This is a genomic window from Halobellus rarus (genome assembly GCF_024494595.1).
Lineage (GTDB): Archaea > Halobacteriota > Halobacteria > Halobacteriales > Haloferacaceae > Haloquadratum > Haloquadratum rarum.
Genome location: NZ_JANHDI010000002.1, coordinates 88814 through 106157 on the forward strand (window position 1 = coordinate 88814; position 17344 = coordinate 106157).

Consider the following 17344-nt stretch of genomic DNA (forward strand, 5'->3'; position numbering starts at 1 on the left):
GGCCGTTCTCGGGAACTGAGACCGAACGCAACGCGAACATCACCGGGTGAGGTCATCGCAGTCACCCGGTTAATCGGGTCGAAAACGAGGGAGTCGCACAGATTTATCATCCGGTGTTCGAATAATAAGAACGAATATGCCTGACGGAGATGGAGACGGAGAACTCGAGGCACGACTGGTAGAACAGGAGACCTTCGAGCCCCCAGAGGAATTCGTCGAACAGGCGAACGTCTCCGACGAGTCGATCTACGAGGAGTTCGAGGCGGACTGGCCGCGCTCGTGGACCCGCGCGGCCGACCTGCTCGACTGGGAGACCGAGTACAGCCAGGTGCTCGACGAGTCGAACGGACCGTTCTACGAGTGGTTCGCCGACGGAACGCTGAACGCCTCGTACAACTGCGTGGACCGACACGTCGAGAACGGCGACAAGAACCGCGTCGCGATCAAGTGGGAGGGCGAGCACGGCGAGACGCGGACCTACACGTATCAGGATCTGTATCGCGAGGTCAACGAGTTCGCGGCGACCCTGCGTGATCTCGGCGTCGAGGAAGACGACGTCGTGACGCTCTATATGCCGATGGTCCCGGAACTGCCGATCGCGATGCTCGCCTGCGCCCGCATCGGTGCCCCGCACTCCGTCGTGTTCGCGGGGTTCTCAGCCGACGCGCTCGCGACGCGGATGAACTCCGCGGACTCCCGGTACCTGGTCACCTGCGACGGCTACTACCGCCGCGGCGATCCCCTCGACCACCTCGCGAAGGCGAACGAGGGGCTCGAGGGCGTCGACCACGGCGTCGACGCGACGGTCGTCGTCGACCGCCTCGGTGACGACGGCTTCGGCCACGATCTGAAGGGTAACCAGCACGACTGGGACGATCTGCTGGACGATCACCAGGGCGACCGCATCGATCCGGTCGAGCGGGACGCCGAGGATATGCTGTTCCTGATGTACACGTCGGGGACGACCGGCGAGCCGAAGGGCGTCAAGCACACGACCGGCGGCTACCTCGCGTACACGACGTGGACGTCTCACGCCGTCCTCGATCTGAAGCCCGAGGACACCTACTGGTGCTCGGCGGACATCGGCTGGATCACCGGCCACTCCTACATCGTCTACGGGCCGCTGTCGCTCGGGACGACGACGGTGATGTACGAGGGCACGCCCGACTATCCCGAGCGAGACCGCCTCTGGGAGATCGTCGAGAAGTACGCCGTCGACGTGTTCTACACGGCACCGACCGCTATTCGCGCCTTTATGAAGTGGGGGTCGGCGTACCCCAAGCGCCACGACCTCTCCAGTCTCCGACTGCTGGGAACGGTGGGCGAGCCGATCAATCCCCGCGCGTGGAAGTGGTACTACAAACACATCGGCGACGAGGCGTGCCCGATCGTCGACACGTGGTGGCAGACCGAAACGGGAGGAATGATGGTGACGACGCTGCCCGGCGTCGGCACGATGAAACCCGGCTCTGCGGGACCGCCGCTGCCGGGGATCGACGCCAAGGTCGTCGACACCGCCGGCGAGGAGGTCGAGGCCGGCCGCGCGGGCTATCTCACCGTCGAGAAGCCCTGGCCGGGGATGTTGCGGACGCTGTATCAGAACGACGAGCGGTTCGTCCAAGAGTACTGGCAGGAGTACTCCGATCCCGACGCCGACGAGTGGGTGTACTTCCCCGAGGACGGCGCGAAGATCGACGACGACGGCTACATCACCATTCTGGGCCGCGTCGACGACGTGCTCAACGTCTCCGGACACCGCCTGGGGACGATGGAGATCGAATCGGCCATCGTCGGCGTCGAGGGCGTCGCCGAAGCGGCCGTCGTCGGCGGCGAGCACGAGGTGAAGGGCGAGGCGGTCTACGCGTACGTCATTCTGGAAGACGGCTACGAGGGAACCGAGGAGATGCGCGAGGCGATCATCGAAGGCGTCGAGGACGGCATCGGACCGATCGCCCGCCCCGAACAGGTGATCTTCACGCCCGAACTCCCGAAGACCCGGTCTGGAAAGATCATGCGTCGGCTGCTCGAAGAGATCGCCAACGGCGAGGAACTCGGCGACACGACGACGCTGCGGAACCCCGACATCGTGACGGAGATCCAGGGGAAAGTGCAGCGCTAAACATCCACCTTTTTGTCGCGGTGGGTTTCCTCGCTCGCTCCGGGAGAACAAAGTTCTCCCGTGCTCCCGTTCGCCTTCGGCTCACGGGAACTCCGCTCGCTGCGGGAACCCACCGCGCAAAAACCTGGAGGGAAAAATGCCGCTCGCTCGGCCTTCGGCCTCGCTCGCGGTGGAATATGCTAGAAGCTGAGTGTGTGGCGATCGTTCGGGGTCATTGATTTCACGTCCGTCGTCGATGAATTAGCCGTCCGATAGACAATGCGGATTGATCGGGTTCGGTGGTGCAAATTCCGCGATAGTTCTGTAATCGCCACACTTTCGTTCAGTGCTGTTATGATCCAACTCTGTGGTAACTTGCGTATGGATCGGCGGGAATTCTGTATTGCAGCAGGTGGGACCCTCGTCGGAACATCAGGATGCCTAGAGGCCGGTTTCGAACAAGGGCTTCGTCTGGGTGGTGTCGTATTGGCCAACCAGCGAGCAAGCGAGATTGTAGTTCACCTTCGGATACAACAGGGGGACACAACTGTCGTCGATAGTGAGTATTCACTAGAACCATCCGACAGCTCTGGATCTGGTATCACTATAGACGACGCGTGGAGCGACCGTGTGGATCAATACACGATCACAGTAGATCTTGACGATGGAATGACAGATTCTTTTATTTTCACAGGCGATCACAGTCACGGAGACTGCACGGTGGCATACATCGGGATACGGCCCTCGACTTTCCACTTCTCCACTCACGAAGCTTCCGACGGGGCATTCTGTTCTACAACCAGTGATTGATAGATACTCTATATTCAGCAGCTCGCTCCTGACAGATCCTGAGTAGATGACGAACCGATGTGATTCAGCGTTCGTCTGATAATGAGTAATAGCGAACCGAAGATATCACGTCTCCGTATTGCTGGACTCCTCAAAAATATCCTCGCTAAACAGCTGTTTGCTGGCTTTAGACGGCGATATTTCTTGTCGATCCGCCCTGACAAAGCACGCGAGTTCACGCCATTGGGAGACCAAACCAATGGTACTGGCCCCATCTCCCTTGACTGATTCCCCAAGCACCCAGTCCAAGTAGTGATCATATGCAGTTGTACTGATAGCCCGCATCCCTCTTAGCAGTGCGATGGCTCGAAGAACTTTCGACCCATTAGATAGGTATTGATTCCAGTCGGACATCACCACGAGTCGCTCTTGACCCTCACTCGCTGAAACATCGTGGTATAAAACCGCGTCTAATGCCGCGTCTCGGAAACTAACACCGAAGAGGATCGTTACGGAAAGGACGATACCTGCCCACTCGGGAGGAGTAAGCCACAGAGGAGGTGACAGGTTCTCCGGTAAGAACGGGAACAAGCTAATTATAGCTAGAAGTAGAGCGATGTTTGCTTCTCCATCGGATAGAAGCTGACCCGCATTATTATGAGCTGCCCGGACTTCGTTGGCAAGTCTTTCAGGCGATTTGTTCACATCAACTGTACCTTTCCGCACGTATGAGGCACCTCGTTGCACGAAATCTTCCCTAACTTCTCTCGTGAAATCCGCACCTGGAAACCACGAAAATACCTTTTTGAATAACTGTCGTGGCGAAGGAAGCGTACCGACTGCTTCAATTCTGCTGACAAATGTAGACACACTGGACAATAGTCCAGAGAGCAATAATATCCCAAAATCTGTGATACCCTTTGTTTGTGATTTCTGGCCCTCAGAGAGTCCAAGGACCAGTAAGAATGACAGAAGGACAGCTACGAAGACTAAAATGGTGATCGCCAGTCTCAACCCTACCAGAGAAGAAAGTCCGATCAAGACTATACCTACGAACAAAGCGGTTCCCGCTTCAATAAATAGTAGAAGCGCACCATACCCGACAAGTAGAATGAGTGCTGATTGGGGACCGAGGAAATAGGCAAAGATAGCTACAAAGCTAGCGGAAACTATGGCAAATTTCCAATTCACGATTAATAGAAATAATAGAACTATCGTGGCCGATGAAAGTAGAAGTGTATTCATATAGCCACATAATTTAACAGTTACAAGTAGTTTTCGTGGAGAATAGAGTAGCTGAGAAAGATGGTGTCATAGAACAGTTGTCATCCCATTTTTAGTTCACAAAATCCCCCGTGTAGCCGATTGATCACCTGTCTTGAGTATCCGCGAGCGAACGCAGTGAGCGAGCGGTTCACCGCCGACGAGCGGCCGCAGGCCGCGATGTCGGCGGCATTTTTCCCTCCAGGTTTTTGCGCGGTGGGTTCCCGCAGCGAGCGCAGCGAGCGAGGAAACCCACCGCGACAAAAAGGTGGGTCTTAGAGATAGGCGGCGTCCCAGCGGACGGGCTTGCGCCGGTTGCCACAAGCGTTGCACTCCAGTCGTTCCATCGTGTCGATCGCGACGTCGAAGCTCTCGTCGGCACCGCACATCCATCCGTAGCGTTTCGTCTGTTCCTCGTCGAGGTAGACCGCGAAGAACGGCGAGTCGGAGCCCCGCATCGACTCGTCGTAGGCGACGTAGACCGTCGTCTCGTCGTCAGTCTGCCGGCGGGCGAGCCCGGAGTCGGTCTCCTCCTCACCGTCGAGGAACGTGGTGAACACCCGTTCGGAGAACGCCTGTCCGCGGATTTCGACGGTCCGTTCACCGACCTCGCTGAAGCCCTGCTCGTCGTAGAAGGCGACTCCCTCTTCGTTCTCGGTGAGGACGCGCCCCTCCAGTCGGTCGACGCCCGCCGCGACGAGTTCCTGTCTGAGCCGCGCGAGGAGCTGCGATCCGATACCGCCGCCGCGGTGTTCGGGTACGACGTGGAGCCAATCGAGGTAGCCGACCGTCTCCCGCCCGTCCGATATCTCGCTCTGGGCGAACCCCACGACGGACCCGTCCTCGACCGCGAGCACGAAGACCTCCTGCTCGTCCCCGAGCGCCTTCGTCAGCCAGTCAGTGCTGTACCACTTTTCTACGGCCGCGGCGATCGTCTCCTCATCGATGGCGTGACCGTACGAGGCGCGTAGTGACTCGGTCGCGACCCGTCGGATCTCGTCGACGTCTTCGGTCGTTGCGTCACGGACGTCCATACACCCCGTTCGTCGTCCCACTACTTGACGTTCGGGGGCCACATATACAGGTTACCGATAAAGACTGATCACGAGCCGCCGGATTTGTTATCGAACCGTCACGGTTACGGCCGATCTATAAGTGGGTTCCGAATAATCCATCTCCTATGGGTGCACGCGAGAGCAGCGAGACGGAGACACTGGAGTCCGAGAGGCGGGACGGGCGGGTCAATTTCACGGTGAACATCGAAGACGGCGAGACTGTGATCGCGATGCGCGGCGACCGCGACACCGCCGTGATAGTTCGCTCGGCGTCCGGCGAACGGATCTATCTGCCGCCCGAGGATTTCCGGCGGGAGGCCGAACGGTCGACAGACAGCCCGTATCAGGGAGCACACGACGACAGTCCGTACCGCGGGACGCAGCGCGACAGTCCGTACCAGGGCATCGAGAGCGACAGCCCGTATCAGGCGGCCAGACAGAGTCTGCCGAGCGAGGGGCTCGTCCCGACGGCCGACGGCTACCGGATCCGCCACCCGGAACCGGTGACCGACGTTCGCGTTCTGCGATGAGGCGGGCGGACTCGACGCGTCCGTACCGACCTGCTCGCAGTCGACCCACTCGGACCGCACGGCGGTATCGACTGCTCACGCGATCCGTTCGTAGAACGCGACCGTCTCGTCGACCACTTCGTCCCACGTGATGGGTTCGTACTCCGGCGGTTCCTCGAGCGCGAGGCCGCGTTCGATCCCCTCGGCGATCGACGTCGAGTCCGGCGTCACCTCGACGACGCAGTCCTCCGAGAGGACCTCGTTGACGCCGCTTTTCGTCGCGACGACGCGCGTCCCCGCCGAGAGCGCCTCGGTGATCGTGATCCCGAACGGCTCGGCGAGCGACGGCGAGACGAACAGATCCGCCGACGCGTAGTAGTCACCGAGCTCCTCCTCGGGGACGTAGCCGACCCACTCGATTCGGTCGTCGACGTCGAGCAGTTCCGCGAACCGCTTCAGTTGGTCGGTGAGGTGGCCCGACCCGCCCATCACGAGCGTCACGTCGTCGCGCCGGAGCTTCTCCATCGCGTAGACGAGGTGGGCGATCCCCTTCTGATCGGTGTGGCGGCCGACGAAGAACAGCATCTCGCCGTCGATCTCGAGCTCTGATTTGTAGTCTCGACCAGTCGTTTCGCACTCGGAGAAGCCGTTGTAAATGACCTCGCAATCGCCGCCGTACTGTTCCTTGACGTCGGCCGCGGTGAGTTCGCTGACCGCGATGAGGTGGTCGGCGCGTTCGGCGAGCCGCCGTTCGGTCTCGACTTCACGCTTCGGTGGGTCGAGGTTCCGATCGGTCGACAGCGAGTGGAACGTGGTCACCCACTCGACGTCCGTGCTCGACTTCGCGCGGGACCCGGGTCCGTACCCGAACCAGTCGTGCGTGTGGATGATATCGGCCTCCTCGGCGCGCTCGGCGAACGTCGAACTCATCCGGCCGACGCGGGTGATGATGTCGCCGTCGCCCGTCGGGACGCCGACGATTCCATCCCGGTCGTCGGGTGCGTACTCCGACGGGAGCACGAGCTCGACGTCGAGGCCCCGCTCTCGCATCCCGTCGAACAGTTCCCCGACGTGGGTATCGAGCCCGCCGCTCACGTTCGGCGGGAACCCCCATCCGAGCATCAGGACTTTCGGCGACATCTTATGACGATAGTTCACCCTCTCGCACATAAGTTCTATCCGTATTTTCGTCACAGTTTCCCCCGACAGCCGCACCGAAATTCGCTTCCCGGACCCACCCGAACACCGAGATATGCACGTCGTCGTCAACGCCGCCGCGAGCGCGGACGGGAAGCTGTCGACGCGCCGGCGCGAACAGGTGACAATCAGCGGTCCCGACGACTTCGCTCGGGTTGATCGGCTCCGCGCGGCGAGCGACGCCGTCCTCGTCGGCGTCGGGACGGTGCTCGCCGACGACCCGCACCTCACGCTCGACGATCCCACCCGCGAGGGCGAGACGCGCGGCGATGCGGGAAACCCCGCCCGCGTCGTCGTCGATTCCAGCGGCCGCACGCCGCTCGACGCGCGAGTCCTCGACGACGCGGCGACGACCTACGTCGTGGTCGCCGGAGAAGCGACGGCGGATCGACGGGCGGCACTCGCCGACGCGGGGGCCGAGGTGTTCGTCGCCGGCGACGAGCGGGTTGCGCTTCCCGAAGCGCTTTCGAAGCTCGGTGAGCGAGGCGTCGGGGAGCTGATGGTCGAGGGCGGCGGGGAGATCATCTACTCGCTGTTCGAGGCGGAGCTCGTCGACGAACTCTCGCTGTACGTGGGATCGCTCGTCATCGGCGGCCGGGAGGCACCGACCCCTGCCGACGGACCGGGGTTCGTCGAGTCGTTCCCGCAGTTGTCGCTGCGAGACGTGACACGCGTCGACGACGGCGTGCTCCTCCAGTACGACGTCGTGGGACGGTCCGAGCGGTAATAATCACGGGCTAGAAGCTCGATGGGTTCTGTTAATCGTGGTTCGAATACGATTTCGCACCCCACGACGCCGGTCGATCTGACGAGTAACCGGTCACAAACGCCGCCAGAGCCGGTCGTGCGACGGCCGTTCCAACCCTCGAAATAGGTAAGAGGCTCCCGCCAATAGGTGTGTGTATGAGTACACCCGAAGCGACCGGCGCCCCCATCCACGTCGAGAGCGCAGCGCACCTCGAAGAACTCCTCGGCGAACACGACGTCGTCCTCGTCGACTACTACGCGGACTGGTGCGGTCCGTGTAAGATGCTCGAGCCGACCGTCGAGGAGATCGCGGCGGAAACCGACGCGGCCGTCCTGAAGGTAGATATCGACGAACACCAGGACATCGCCCGCGACGCCGGCGTCCGCTCGGTCCCGACCTTGGAGTTCTACAAGGGCGGCGAGGCCGCCGAACGCGTCGTCGGCGTCCAGGACAAGAGCGACCTCCTCGGAATCATCGAACAGCTCTCGAACTGAGTTTTCGACTCGCCCGCGACAGCTGTAAGAGGCGTTCAGTCGCGACTGAGGTCCCGAACTACGTGTTCCGTTCGTTCGGAAGCTGCGCGACCTCGATGTCGTGTCCGGTCGACGTACGGTGTTCGTCGAGTCGTTTCTCGGCTTCGGAGGCGCGTTGGGAGACGGACTCCGTCGGGCAGTCGTGACAGACGACGTGATAGAGGTACTCTCCGTCCGCGTCCGAGTCTGCATCGAAGACCTGCGACATACTAAGACGGTCCATCTTCTACCGGTATAGTTAATCGTGAATTAGCACTCCCACGCGGGACGTAAGCACTCGTTAATCCTGTGTTGCTCCACGTTCTGACCGGGATATTCGACGGTCGTTGCTTCCCGCCGGTCGGCGTGCACGCTGGGGGGCCGCGTCGGGGAGGGCTTTTTACCGCGGAGGAAGAAAGAGACGGTATGATCTCACTTGACGAAGCCGTGACAGCGCGACTCGAATCCCACGGCGAGCGGTTCGAGGTGCTCGTCGACCCCGACGCCGCTCTCGCAATCAAGCGAGACGAGTTCGAGGGGGAGCTCGAAGATGTGATCGCCGCCGAGGACGTCTTCGAGGACGCCTCCCGCGGTGACCGCCCCGCCGAGGAGGACTTGGAAACGGTATTCGGAACGACCGATCCCCTCGAAATCATCCCCGAGGTCGTCCGCCGGGGAGAGATCCAGATCACGGCCGAACAGCGCCGGGAGATGCAGGAGCAGAAGCGCAAGAACCTGATCAATCGGATCGCTCGAAACGCGGTGAATCCACAGATGGACAACGCGCCGCACCCCCCGGAGCGGATCGAGCGCGCGCTCGAAGAGGCGGGTTTCCGCGTCGATCCGATGGAGCCCGTCGAGTCACAGGTCGATGACGCCCTCGACGCGCTGCGTCCGGTCATCCCGATCCGGTTCGACGAGGTGACCGTCGCGGTCCAGATCCCCGCGGACCACGCCGGCAAGACGCAGGCGCAGGTCCGCGAGTACGGCGACCTCGAACGCGAGGAGTGGCAACCCGACGGCTCGTGGGTCGGAGTCGTGACGTTCCCGGCCGGAATGCAGAACGACTTCTACGACATGGTGAACGAATACACCTCCGGCGAGGCCGAGACGCGGATCCTCAAGGACAAAGACGAACTCAGTACGCGTTAGACGCCGGCCGGACGCGGCAGCGGGACCGAACTATCCCTTCTTGAAACCGACCAGGAAGCCGCCGGTGAACCCCGCCGAGATCGACAGCGTCGAGAGGATCGTCGAGATCCAGTCCGGCGGTGTCCCGTCAGCAGCCCCCTGCGTGGTCTTGACGAGGCCCGCCGAGAGTCGCTCCCAGTCCACGGTGAGGATGCCGCGGGATTCGAGGAATTTGAAGAGCGCCAGTTCCAGGCCGACGATGACCGCGATGATTTTGGCGACTTTCTTCGCCGCGAAGCCGATGATCCCGCCGATCACTGCGCCGCTTCCGAATTCGAGGCCGAGTTGCGTCGGATCCAGCGACAGTTGTAACGGGTCGAACATACCCGAACTCTTCCCCCGTGGTATAAGTCGTTTGTGGAGGCTGAACCACGACCGTCGGTGTGCGTGTCGTTCAGTGCGGAGTCGACTCAGTCGTCAGTGGGGGATGCTCCGGAAAGCGAACCGCTAGCGCCCACGGAGACGATCGATTCGTTCGCGGCCACCCACCGGAGGAGCAGGAACGAGAAGACGTACTTCGCGAGGATATCGAGAGCGGAGTAGCCCCACGAGGTGAGACCGACCGACTGCACGAGCGCCAGCCCTTCGATGCCCAGAGCCCAGATGATCGGATAGCCGAGCCACAGTACGACCGTCAGGAGTCTGAGAGTCGCGAAGATATCGTCTGTTCCGGCCTCGGCCGCCGCCTTCGGCCACGTCGTCAACAGGGCGTACAGGACGACGGCGAAGAACGCACAGCTGATTCCGTAGAACAGCCAGCGGAACAGGAGCGAAGAGGTCGTCAGGGCGGCCGCGAGACCCGTCACGCACATCCCGATGTCGGCCGTGATGACCGTGAACAGACTCCCAGTATCGACGTCGGCGAGCAACCCGAGCGCGAGGAGGATCATCGGCGTCGAGAGCGCCCACGTGAGATACCGTCCCCACTGGCTCATCACCTCTTCACCCGCGAGGGCGTGCCCGGCGGGCATCTCGATGAACCCGACCGTGAGTCCGGACAAGAGCCCGAGATAGCTCGAAATCGACACGAGCGGGATCATAAGCGTCGCCCCCCAGATCAGACGGGCGCGCTGGGACGTGACGTTCCGACCCATGTACACGAAGAGGACGATCGAGAGGCCGGCCAGTGCGATGTTCACCCACAGCGACGAACTGAGGAGCGCGTCCCCCTGGATCTGCGAGAACGCATCGCTCTGTGTCGCTTGCAGCAGGATATTGACCACGCCTACCGCGCCTGATGGTAGCATACAACTATCAATATGTCCCAATATGATAAAAATCTTTTAGCAGATCCAGATCTCAGTTCCTCCAAAATAATAGATCGTTTCGCGATCGCGTCTTGCGATTACCGGAATTTCGACTTCCCAAGGCGCAACATACAACCCATATGACGCGAAAGGACACCCAACTAACGTATGGACGAACGCGACATCCGCCTGCTGAAGGCCATCTCGGACCTCGGAACCGGTAGCCCCGAACGCCTGCACGAAGAGACCGACATCCCCGTGTCGACGATCCATTACCGGCTGAACAACCTTCGAGAGGCCGGTATCATCGAGAACGACCTGTACGACATCGACTTAGAGGGGGTCGGACTCGGCGTGACGGTGTTCGTCGAATTGCTCACCGATTACCACGGCTCCCACCACGACTTCGAAGAGAAGATCCTCGCCGTCGAGGGCGTCTCACAGGCGTATTTCACGATGGGTGAGACCGACTTCGTCGTCGTCGCCCACCTCCCGGACCAGGAGATGGTCGAACGGCTCATCACCGACCTCGAGACGATCGAGGAGGTCCGCCGGACGAACTCGACCTTCGTCGTTTCGACGCTCAGACGCAGCACGCGGCCGTTACAGAACTACGACTTGGAGACGCTCTTAGAAGAATTGAGCGACGAGTGAACCACCACCCCGCCTTCCGTTCGGGGACGATGGCCTCGCTTATCTCTTAAACGCTCGCGCAGGTTGCGACTGTAGACGTGCGAACTGTGAGTCCAGAGATTGTTACGTGAAACTCCGTTTGACGCCGCATCAGAAGCGGGAGCCTGTGAGTCACGGTGCAGGATTCCACGGGAGGCGAACATCTATGACACTCTGGGGGCAGAGTCACTCACAGCAATAATGGCCGACCCTCTCTTCGAACGTGTCTTCGAAGCAACCGCAGCAAGAGTCGCAGTCCACGAACCGAACACTGCCCGTTTTGCTGCGGTCAATCCGGCATACGCTGACGCACTTGGGGACGATCCGCAGGCGCTCGAGGGACAGTCGCTCCTCGATATCGCCGCACAGGACGGAACGGCACTGACGGGGGCGATCGAACGTGCTCTCAGCGGTGACTCCGAACAGGTGGAAACGCTCCTGAAAGGTAGTTCTGGGGTCGCACGGGAGATAACGATGGAACTCGATACGATTACCGAAGGTGAGCAGGTCCGGTTGGTCTCTTCGATCAGTTCGATCGGAGACCCCACGGACGAAGCCGCACCGACCCCCTCCGAGCGACGACTCGAAGTCGCGCTCGCCGGAACGGATACCGGCGTTTGGGAGTGGGATATGGCAAGCGATACCGTGATCTGGACCGAGAGTATGGAACGGCTGTTCGGACTCGAACCCGGAACGTTCGGGGGGACGTTCGAAGACTTCGTCAAATGGGTCCACCCCGAAGACCTCTCGGCGGTCCAGACGGCTATCGAAAACGCAATCGAGAGCGGCGAGATGTTCCAGACGGAGTATCGGATCGAGCGGACGGACGGCGAAAAGCGGTGGGTTCACGCGCGCGGTGAATTGCAGGAGACGGTCGACGGAGCCGGACGGATTGTCGGCATCGTGACCGACATTACCGACCGGAAGCGGACCGAACGGGCGCTTCGCCAGCAGGAGAAACAGTACCGACAGCTCGTCGAACGACTTCCGGACGCACACTACACGATCGATAGTGACTGGCGGATCACCTTCTGCAACGAGGCACTGGCGAACCGTCTCGAACGAACAGTCGAGGAGATCCAGGGCACCCACATCAGGGATCTGCTTCCGGAGGTGGAGGACACCGTCGTCGAACGGACGTTCCAACGGGTGATGGAGACGGGTGTCCCGGAGACCTTCGAGTACCAGCACGAGTCCGGTAGATGGGTCAGAGTACAGGTATACCCGTACGCTGACGGTGTCGCTGCCGTCTCGACGGACGTCTCCGATCAGCGGGAGGAGTTACTGAGCATCCTCGATGCCACGCCGATCGTCGTCTACCGGTTCGACAGAGACGGTGTGTTCCAGGACGTCCGCGGGGAGATGCTGTCGAGACTCGGGCTCGAACCCGACGACCTGATCGGCGATACGATCTTCGAAGCCTACGCCGGGAACGATCACGTAATCGCGGCTGCCAAACGCGCACTTTCGGGCGAGTCGTTCCGATACACCGCCACGCTCGACGACATCACGTTCGAGACACACTACAAGCCGGTTCGGACGGACGGCGAGGTAACGAGCGTGATCGGCGTTTCGATGGACGTGACGGAGCTCCAACGCCAGCGCGAGCGGATGGAGTTTTTCAACTCGATTCTGCGGCACGACGTCCTGAACGGGATGACGGTCATCAAGATGCGCGCGGAGCTGCTCGCCGATGAACTCGACGGCGACCACGCGCAGTACGCACAGACGATCGTCGACTGGTGTAACACGACGACGGAGGTCACGAAGCGAGTCCGGCGGGTCGTCGAGACGCTCGCCACGCCCGACGAGGAACACCGGTTAGAACCGATCGACGTGTCGGCGATCCTCCGTCGGAAAGTCCACGAACTGGGGAACGCGTACCCCGAGGTGACGTTCGAGACAGCGGTCCCGGACCAGGTTCGCGTTCGGGCGGACGAGTTGCTGTCGGACGTCCTCGGCAACGTCCTCACGAACAGTCTCGAACACAACGACACCGACGGGCTTCGGATCGAGACCGCCGTCGAGACCGCGGCGGACACCGTCCAGATACGCATCGCCGACGACGGGGTCGGGATCGAGGACGACCGAAAGAGATCGGTCTTTCGGCGCGGGGAGACGTCTCACGCGAAGGAGACCGGCTCCGGATTCGGGCTCTTTTTCGTCGACGTGATGATCGAGAAGTACGGCGGCGAGGTTCGGATCGAAGACAGCGGCGCTGGCGGCGCCTGTTTCGTCGTCGAACTGTCGCTGGCGGGTGAACACTGATGACGGCAACGCTAATCCGTCGCCCGTGCGAATCGGGGAGAGAATGACGGATCACGACAAGCCGGTCATCCTCGTCGCTGAGGACGAACGGTCCGTTGCCGAGGGATACGAACTCTGGCTCGGGGGCCAGTACGAGGTCCGCCTCGCCTACGACGGACGGGAGGCCCTGGAGACGATCGATGACTCGGTCGACGTCGTGTTGCTCGACCGGATGATGCCCAAACTGTCCGGAGAGCAAGTACTGGGGGTGATTCGGGAGCGGGGAATCGACTGTCCGGTCGTGATGGTGACAGCCGTCGAACCGGACTTCGACGTGATCGAGATGGGGTTCGACGCATACATTACCAAACCGCCGGAGCGTCAGGAGTTACTCGACACCATCGAGCAGTTGCTCGACCGGACGACGGCCAGCGACACCCTGCAGGAGTATCACTCGCTGATGGCGCGGAAAGGCGCACTTCAGACGCAGAAGACCGAGGAAGAACTGGCGGGGAGCAACGCGTATCAGAATCTGCTCGAACGGATCGAGACGAAACGCGCCGCCGCCGACGAGAACCTCGGAGATATGGGCTCGGACATCGGGTTTGTGAGTGCGATCCGCGATCTCGAGGACGACGACTTTGGGGATACCGGACTGGACGCCGCCGACGACTTCGACGACATCGAACTGGACGACGAGTCGGCGTTCGACGAAGCGGAGGATGACGAATGAATGACACGTACGACGTGAGCGGTCCCCTACCGGGCGGCGTGCTGGACGAACTACCGCCGGGAACGAACGTGGCCGTCATCGGGCCGACGATGAGCGGGAAGCGCGACGTCGCGCTGCAGTTGCTCGCGACCGGGTACGAAACCGACGAGGGGATTCTCTGTATCACGACGGACAGCGCAGTGACGATCTGTAACGAACTCGAACGGCACGTCGATGCGCTGGACCGTGGCCGTGTCGGCATCATTGACACGTCCGGCAACGACGGGCAGGAACTGTTGAACGCGATGACGGAGAACGTCTCCTCGCCGAGCGATCTAACGGGTATCAGCATCGGCGCGGCGAAACTGTCCCAACAGTTCAAAAGCCGAGGGGTTACGGACCTCCGCTACGGGCTGATCTCGATCTCGACGTTGTTGCAGTATATGAGCAGCAAGAAGGTCTTCAAGTTCCTTCACGTCTACACCAAACGCATCAGTTCGACGGGAGCGCTCGGCATCTACACACTGAACACCGACAGCCACGATCCACAGGTCGTCAACACGATGATCGGCCTGTTCGACGGTATCGTGGAGTTGCGGGAGAGCGAGACCGGGGAGTCCGAGTTCCGCGTCCGCGGGTTTGGACGGAAACCGACCTCGTGGGAGCGTTTCTAACTCGGCCGCTAACAGCCTGACTCCGTCTCAGTTCTCGAAGAAACGGGCCGGACGTGATTTGAACGCGCGGTCGGACGTGCTCGCTATGCTGTGCGCGACCTCCCTGCGATTCAAATCCAGCCGAGTTCGAGACTCACCGCTCGCGACGAGAAGACGGGCCGGACGCGATTTGAACGCGCGACCGTCTGATTAAGAGTCAGACGCTCTGCCGGACTGAGCTACCGGCCCACTGCATCCGATCGTTTCGGTGGCGCGATTAAAGATGTTTCCTTTCGCTGGGGCGGGAGTCACCGACTCCCACGAACGAAGCGACACCGGCCAACGGTGCGAACGCCCACCGCGGACGGGAACGCCCGCCATCCAAACGAGTGCTGTTAAGTGTCGTCCGATGCGAGGTAGGGCAAGAATGAGCGCTGGGGTCACAATCTCTTCGATGTCCACCTACGCTATCCTCGGGTGCGGGAGCGTCGGCTACGCGGTGGCCGAAGACCTCGTCGAGGAGGGGAAAGACGTCCTCATCCTCGACAAAGACGAGAGCCGCGTCGAATCCCTTCGCGATCAGGATCTAAACGCCCAGCAGACGGACATATCCGACACCGACGTCGCCGACGCCGTCGCGGATCGGGACGTCGTGCTGATCCTCGCTTCGGACGTCGAGGCCAACAAGGCGGCCGTCTCCGCGATCCGCGGTCGGGGCGGCGATCAATTCATCGTGGTCCGAGCGTCCGACCCCGTCTCGGAGGACGAACTCGCCGAGTTGGGCGCCGACGTCGTCATCAACCCCTCGGAGGTCATCGCGGACTCCGCGTTGCGCTCGCTGGAGTCCGGCGAACTGGAGTACAAGGCGCGACAGCTCGCGGAGGTGCTCGAAGGGGCATCCGAGGGACTGGCCGTTCTCACCCACGACAACCCCGACCCGGACTCGATCGCCTCGGCGGTCGCGCTCCAGGCGATCGCCAGGGAACACGGCGTCGACGCCGTGATCAACTACGACGGCGAGATCGGCCACCAGGAGAACCGCGCGTTCGTCAACCTCCTGGGGATCGAACTCGTTCCGCTTTCCGAGGGGAAACCGCTCTCGGAGTACGGCGCGGTCGCGCTGGTGGACCACATGAAATCCGGCGACCCCGACATCGACGTCGAGGTCGACATCTTCATCGACCACTACGAGCCGGAGGAGGGGATCGAGGCGGCGTTCACCGACGTCCGTCCGAACGTCTCCTCGACGTCGACGATCCTCACGAAGTACCTTCAGGAGTTCGACCTCTCGCCGAGCGAGGCGGTCGCGACGGCGCTTCTGTACGGGATCCGTTCGGAGACGCTGGACTTCAAGCGTGAGACCACGCCCGCGGACCTCACCGCGGCGGCGTATCTCTACCCGTTCGCCGACCACGACACCCTCGAACAGGTGGAGTCGCCGTCGATGTCGCCGGAGACGCTCGACGTGCTCGCGGAGGCCATCCAGAACAGGGAGGTCCAGGGCAGCCATCTCGTCTCGAACGCGGGCTTCATCCGCGACCGCGACGCGCTGGGACAGGCCGCCCAGCACCTCCTCAAACTGGAGGGCATCACGACGACGGCCGTCTTCGGAATCGCCGACGACCGGATCTTCCTCTCGGCGCGCTCGAAGGACATCCGGATGAACATCGGGAAGATCCTCCAGGACGCCTTCTCCGGGATCGGCGAGACCGGTGGCCACTCCACGCAGGGCGACGTCGAGATCCCGCTCGGGATCTTCACCGGGATCGAGACGAGCGACGACAACCGCGATACCCTCCTGCAACTCACGGAAGAGGCTGTCCGAAAGAAGCTCTTCCAAGCGATGGGCGTCGACAGCTCCGAGAGCGGCAACGGCAGCTAGCGGAGCAGTCGATCGCCGGGTGTTCCCGTACTCGGACTCCCTCCCGTCGGTCACCCGACTGGACTCGGGCACTACCGGCGGGCCGCGCACCGAGCAACCCCCGAGGATATGTGTGCACCGATCGTAACCCGCCTATGCACCCCTCACACGTACTCGTCCCGCTCGACGGCTCGCCGCTCGCGGGCGACGCGCTCGCGCACGCCCTCGACGTGTTCGACTGTCCGGTGACCGTCCTGAACGTGGTGACGCCAGCCGACGCGGGAATGATCGAAGGCGGAGTCCTCGAACCGGACGAAGATCGACGCGAGAGCGCTCACGAGCGGGCCGAACGCGTCGTCGACCTGGCGCGCGATGAGGCCCAGGCGGTCGACCGACCCGTCGAGACGGCGGTCGAGACCGGCGATCCCGCCGAGACCATCCTCGCGTACCTCGACGAACACGACGTCGATCACGTCGTGATGGGCGGACACGGGGGCGAGCGAAGCGGTGTCGTCAGCCGGTTACTCGGGACGGTGGCGACGAGCGTCGTCAGCGAGGCACCCGTGACGGTGACCGTCGTCCGCTGAGTG

17 protein-coding genes and 1 tRNA gene are annotated in these 17344 nt (G+C 61.8%); 11 read left to right on the plus strand and 7 right to left on the minus strand.

The genetic code is table 11. The features are described from left to right. Positions 1 to 136 precede the first annotated feature (136 nt). Positions 137 to 2119 (plus strand): acetate--CoA ligase, encoded by a 1983-nt coding sequence (acs, locus tag NO876_RS03625; protein WP_256420320.1) that lies wholly within the window; start codon positions 137 to 139, stop codon positions 2117 to 2119. An 894-nt stretch (positions 2120 to 3013) separates the two neighbouring features. Here acs and NO876_RS03630 read toward each other — a convergent pair. Beyond that, complete coding sequence (locus tag NO876_RS03630; RefSeq protein ID WP_256420321.1) at positions 3014 to 4132, minus strand: hypothetical protein; 1119 nt, start codon at positions 4130 to 4132, stop codon at positions 3014 to 3016. A 293-nt stretch (positions 4133 to 4425) separates the two neighbouring features. Continuing rightward, entirely contained in the window at positions 4426 to 5184 is a 759-nt protein-coding gene (locus tag NO876_RS03635; RefSeq protein WP_256420322.1) for a GNAT family N-acetyltransferase, read from the minus strand. Between the two features lie 146 nt (positions 5185 to 5330). Between NO876_RS03635 and NO876_RS03640 the strand changes: the two genes are divergently transcribed. Next, positions 5331 to 5735, plus strand: a complete 405-nt coding sequence (locus tag NO876_RS03640) for a DUF7510 family protein (protein WP_256420323.1) — start codon at positions 5331 to 5333, stop codon at positions 5733 to 5735. A 75-nt stretch (positions 5736 to 5810) separates the two neighbouring features. Here the strand turns inward: NO876_RS03640 and NO876_RS03645 are convergent, their stop codons facing one another. Continuing rightward, entirely contained in the window at positions 5811 to 6836 is a 1026-nt protein-coding gene (locus NO876_RS03645; protein WP_256420595.1) for a glycosyltransferase family 4 protein, read from the minus strand. Positions 6837 to 6966: 130 nt separating this feature from the next. Between NO876_RS03645 and NO876_RS03650 the strand changes: the two genes are divergently transcribed. Beyond that, positions 6967 to 7638: a 2,5-diamino-6-(ribosylamino)-4(3H)-pyrimidinone 5'-phosphate reductase gene (locus NO876_RS03650; RefSeq protein ID WP_256420324.1), complete on the plus strand. Its 672-nt coding sequence runs from the start codon at positions 6967 to 6969 to the stop codon at positions 7636 to 7638. Between the two features lie 176 nt (positions 7639 to 7814). Then, complete coding sequence (trxA, locus tag NO876_RS03655) at positions 7815 to 8153, plus strand: thioredoxin (RefSeq protein WP_256420325.1); 339 nt, start codon at positions 7815 to 7817, stop codon at positions 8151 to 8153. Between the two features lie 58 nt (positions 8154 to 8211). Here the strand turns inward: trxA and NO876_RS03660 are convergent, their stop codons facing one another. Next, positions 8212 to 8400: a hypothetical protein gene (locus tag NO876_RS03660; RefSeq protein WP_256420326.1), complete on the minus strand. Its 189-nt coding sequence runs from the start codon at positions 8398 to 8400 to the stop codon at positions 8212 to 8214. Positions 8401 to 8597: 197 nt separating this feature from the next. Here NO876_RS03660 and NO876_RS03665 point away from each other — a divergent pair, with 197 nt between their 5' ends. After that, positions 8598 to 9323, plus strand: coding sequence for a ribosome assembly factor SBDS (locus NO876_RS03665; protein ID WP_256420327.1), 726 nt, complete (start codon positions 8598 to 8600; stop codon positions 9321 to 9323). Positions 9324 to 9353: 30 nt separating this feature from the next. Here the strand turns inward: NO876_RS03665 and NO876_RS03670 are convergent, their stop codons facing one another. Further along, a complete protein-coding gene (locus NO876_RS03670; protein WP_256420328.1) occupies positions 9354 to 9686 on the minus strand; it encodes an FUN14 domain-containing protein in 333 nt (110 codons plus the stop codon). 86 nt (positions 9687 to 9772) lie between these two features. After that, positions 9773 to 10609, minus strand: coding sequence for a bacteriorhodopsin (locus NO876_RS03675; RefSeq protein WP_256420329.1), 837 nt, complete (start codon positions 10607 to 10609; stop codon positions 9773 to 9775). 168 nt (positions 10610 to 10777) lie between these two features. Between NO876_RS03675 and NO876_RS03680 the strand changes: the two genes are divergently transcribed. The 4 genes from NO876_RS03680 to NO876_RS03695 all read left to right on the plus strand — a co-directional run bounded on the left by NO876_RS03680 (position 10778) and on the right by NO876_RS03695 (position 14914). Beyond that, on the plus strand, positions 10778 to 11263 hold the full coding sequence (locus NO876_RS03680) for an Lrp/AsnC family transcriptional regulator (protein ID WP_256420330.1): 486 nt from the start codon (positions 10778 to 10780) through the stop codon (positions 11261 to 11263). 219 nt (positions 11264 to 11482) lie between these two features. Further along, positions 11483 to 13549: a PAS domain S-box protein gene (locus NO876_RS03685; RefSeq protein WP_256420331.1), complete on the plus strand. Its 2067-nt coding sequence runs from the start codon at positions 11483 to 11485 to the stop codon at positions 13547 to 13549. Between the two features lie 43 nt (positions 13550 to 13592). After that, positions 13593 to 14261 carry a response regulator gene (locus NO876_RS03690; RefSeq protein WP_256420333.1) on the plus strand — a complete coding sequence of 223 codons (669 nt, stop codon included), beginning with the start codon at positions 13593 to 13595 and terminating at the stop codon, positions 14259 to 14261. After that, positions 14258 to 14914, plus strand: a complete 657-nt coding sequence (locus tag NO876_RS03695; RefSeq protein WP_256420334.1) for an RAD55 family ATPase — start codon at positions 14258 to 14260, stop codon at positions 14912 to 14914. Before NO876_RS03690 ends, NO876_RS03695 begins: the two co-directional genes overlap by 4 nt. Positions 14915 to 15068: 154 nt before the next feature. On the opposite strand, the gene NO876_RS03700 is transcribed toward NO876_RS03695, so the two are convergent. Next, a tRNA-Lys gene (locus NO876_RS03700) sits at positions 15069 to 15142 on the minus strand. A 178-nt stretch (positions 15143 to 15320) separates the two neighbouring features. Between NO876_RS03700 and NO876_RS03705 the strand changes: the two genes are divergently transcribed. Next, on the plus strand, positions 15321 to 16775 hold the full coding sequence (locus NO876_RS03705; RefSeq protein WP_256420335.1) for a DHH family phosphoesterase: 1455 nt from the start codon (positions 15321 to 15323) through the stop codon (positions 16773 to 16775). Between the two features lie 134 nt (positions 16776 to 16909). Next, on the plus strand, positions 16910 to 17341 hold the full coding sequence (locus NO876_RS03710; protein ID WP_256420336.1) for a universal stress protein: 432 nt from the start codon (positions 16910 to 16912) through the stop codon (positions 17339 to 17341). The last annotated feature ends 3 nt before the right edge of the window (positions 17342 to 17344 follow it).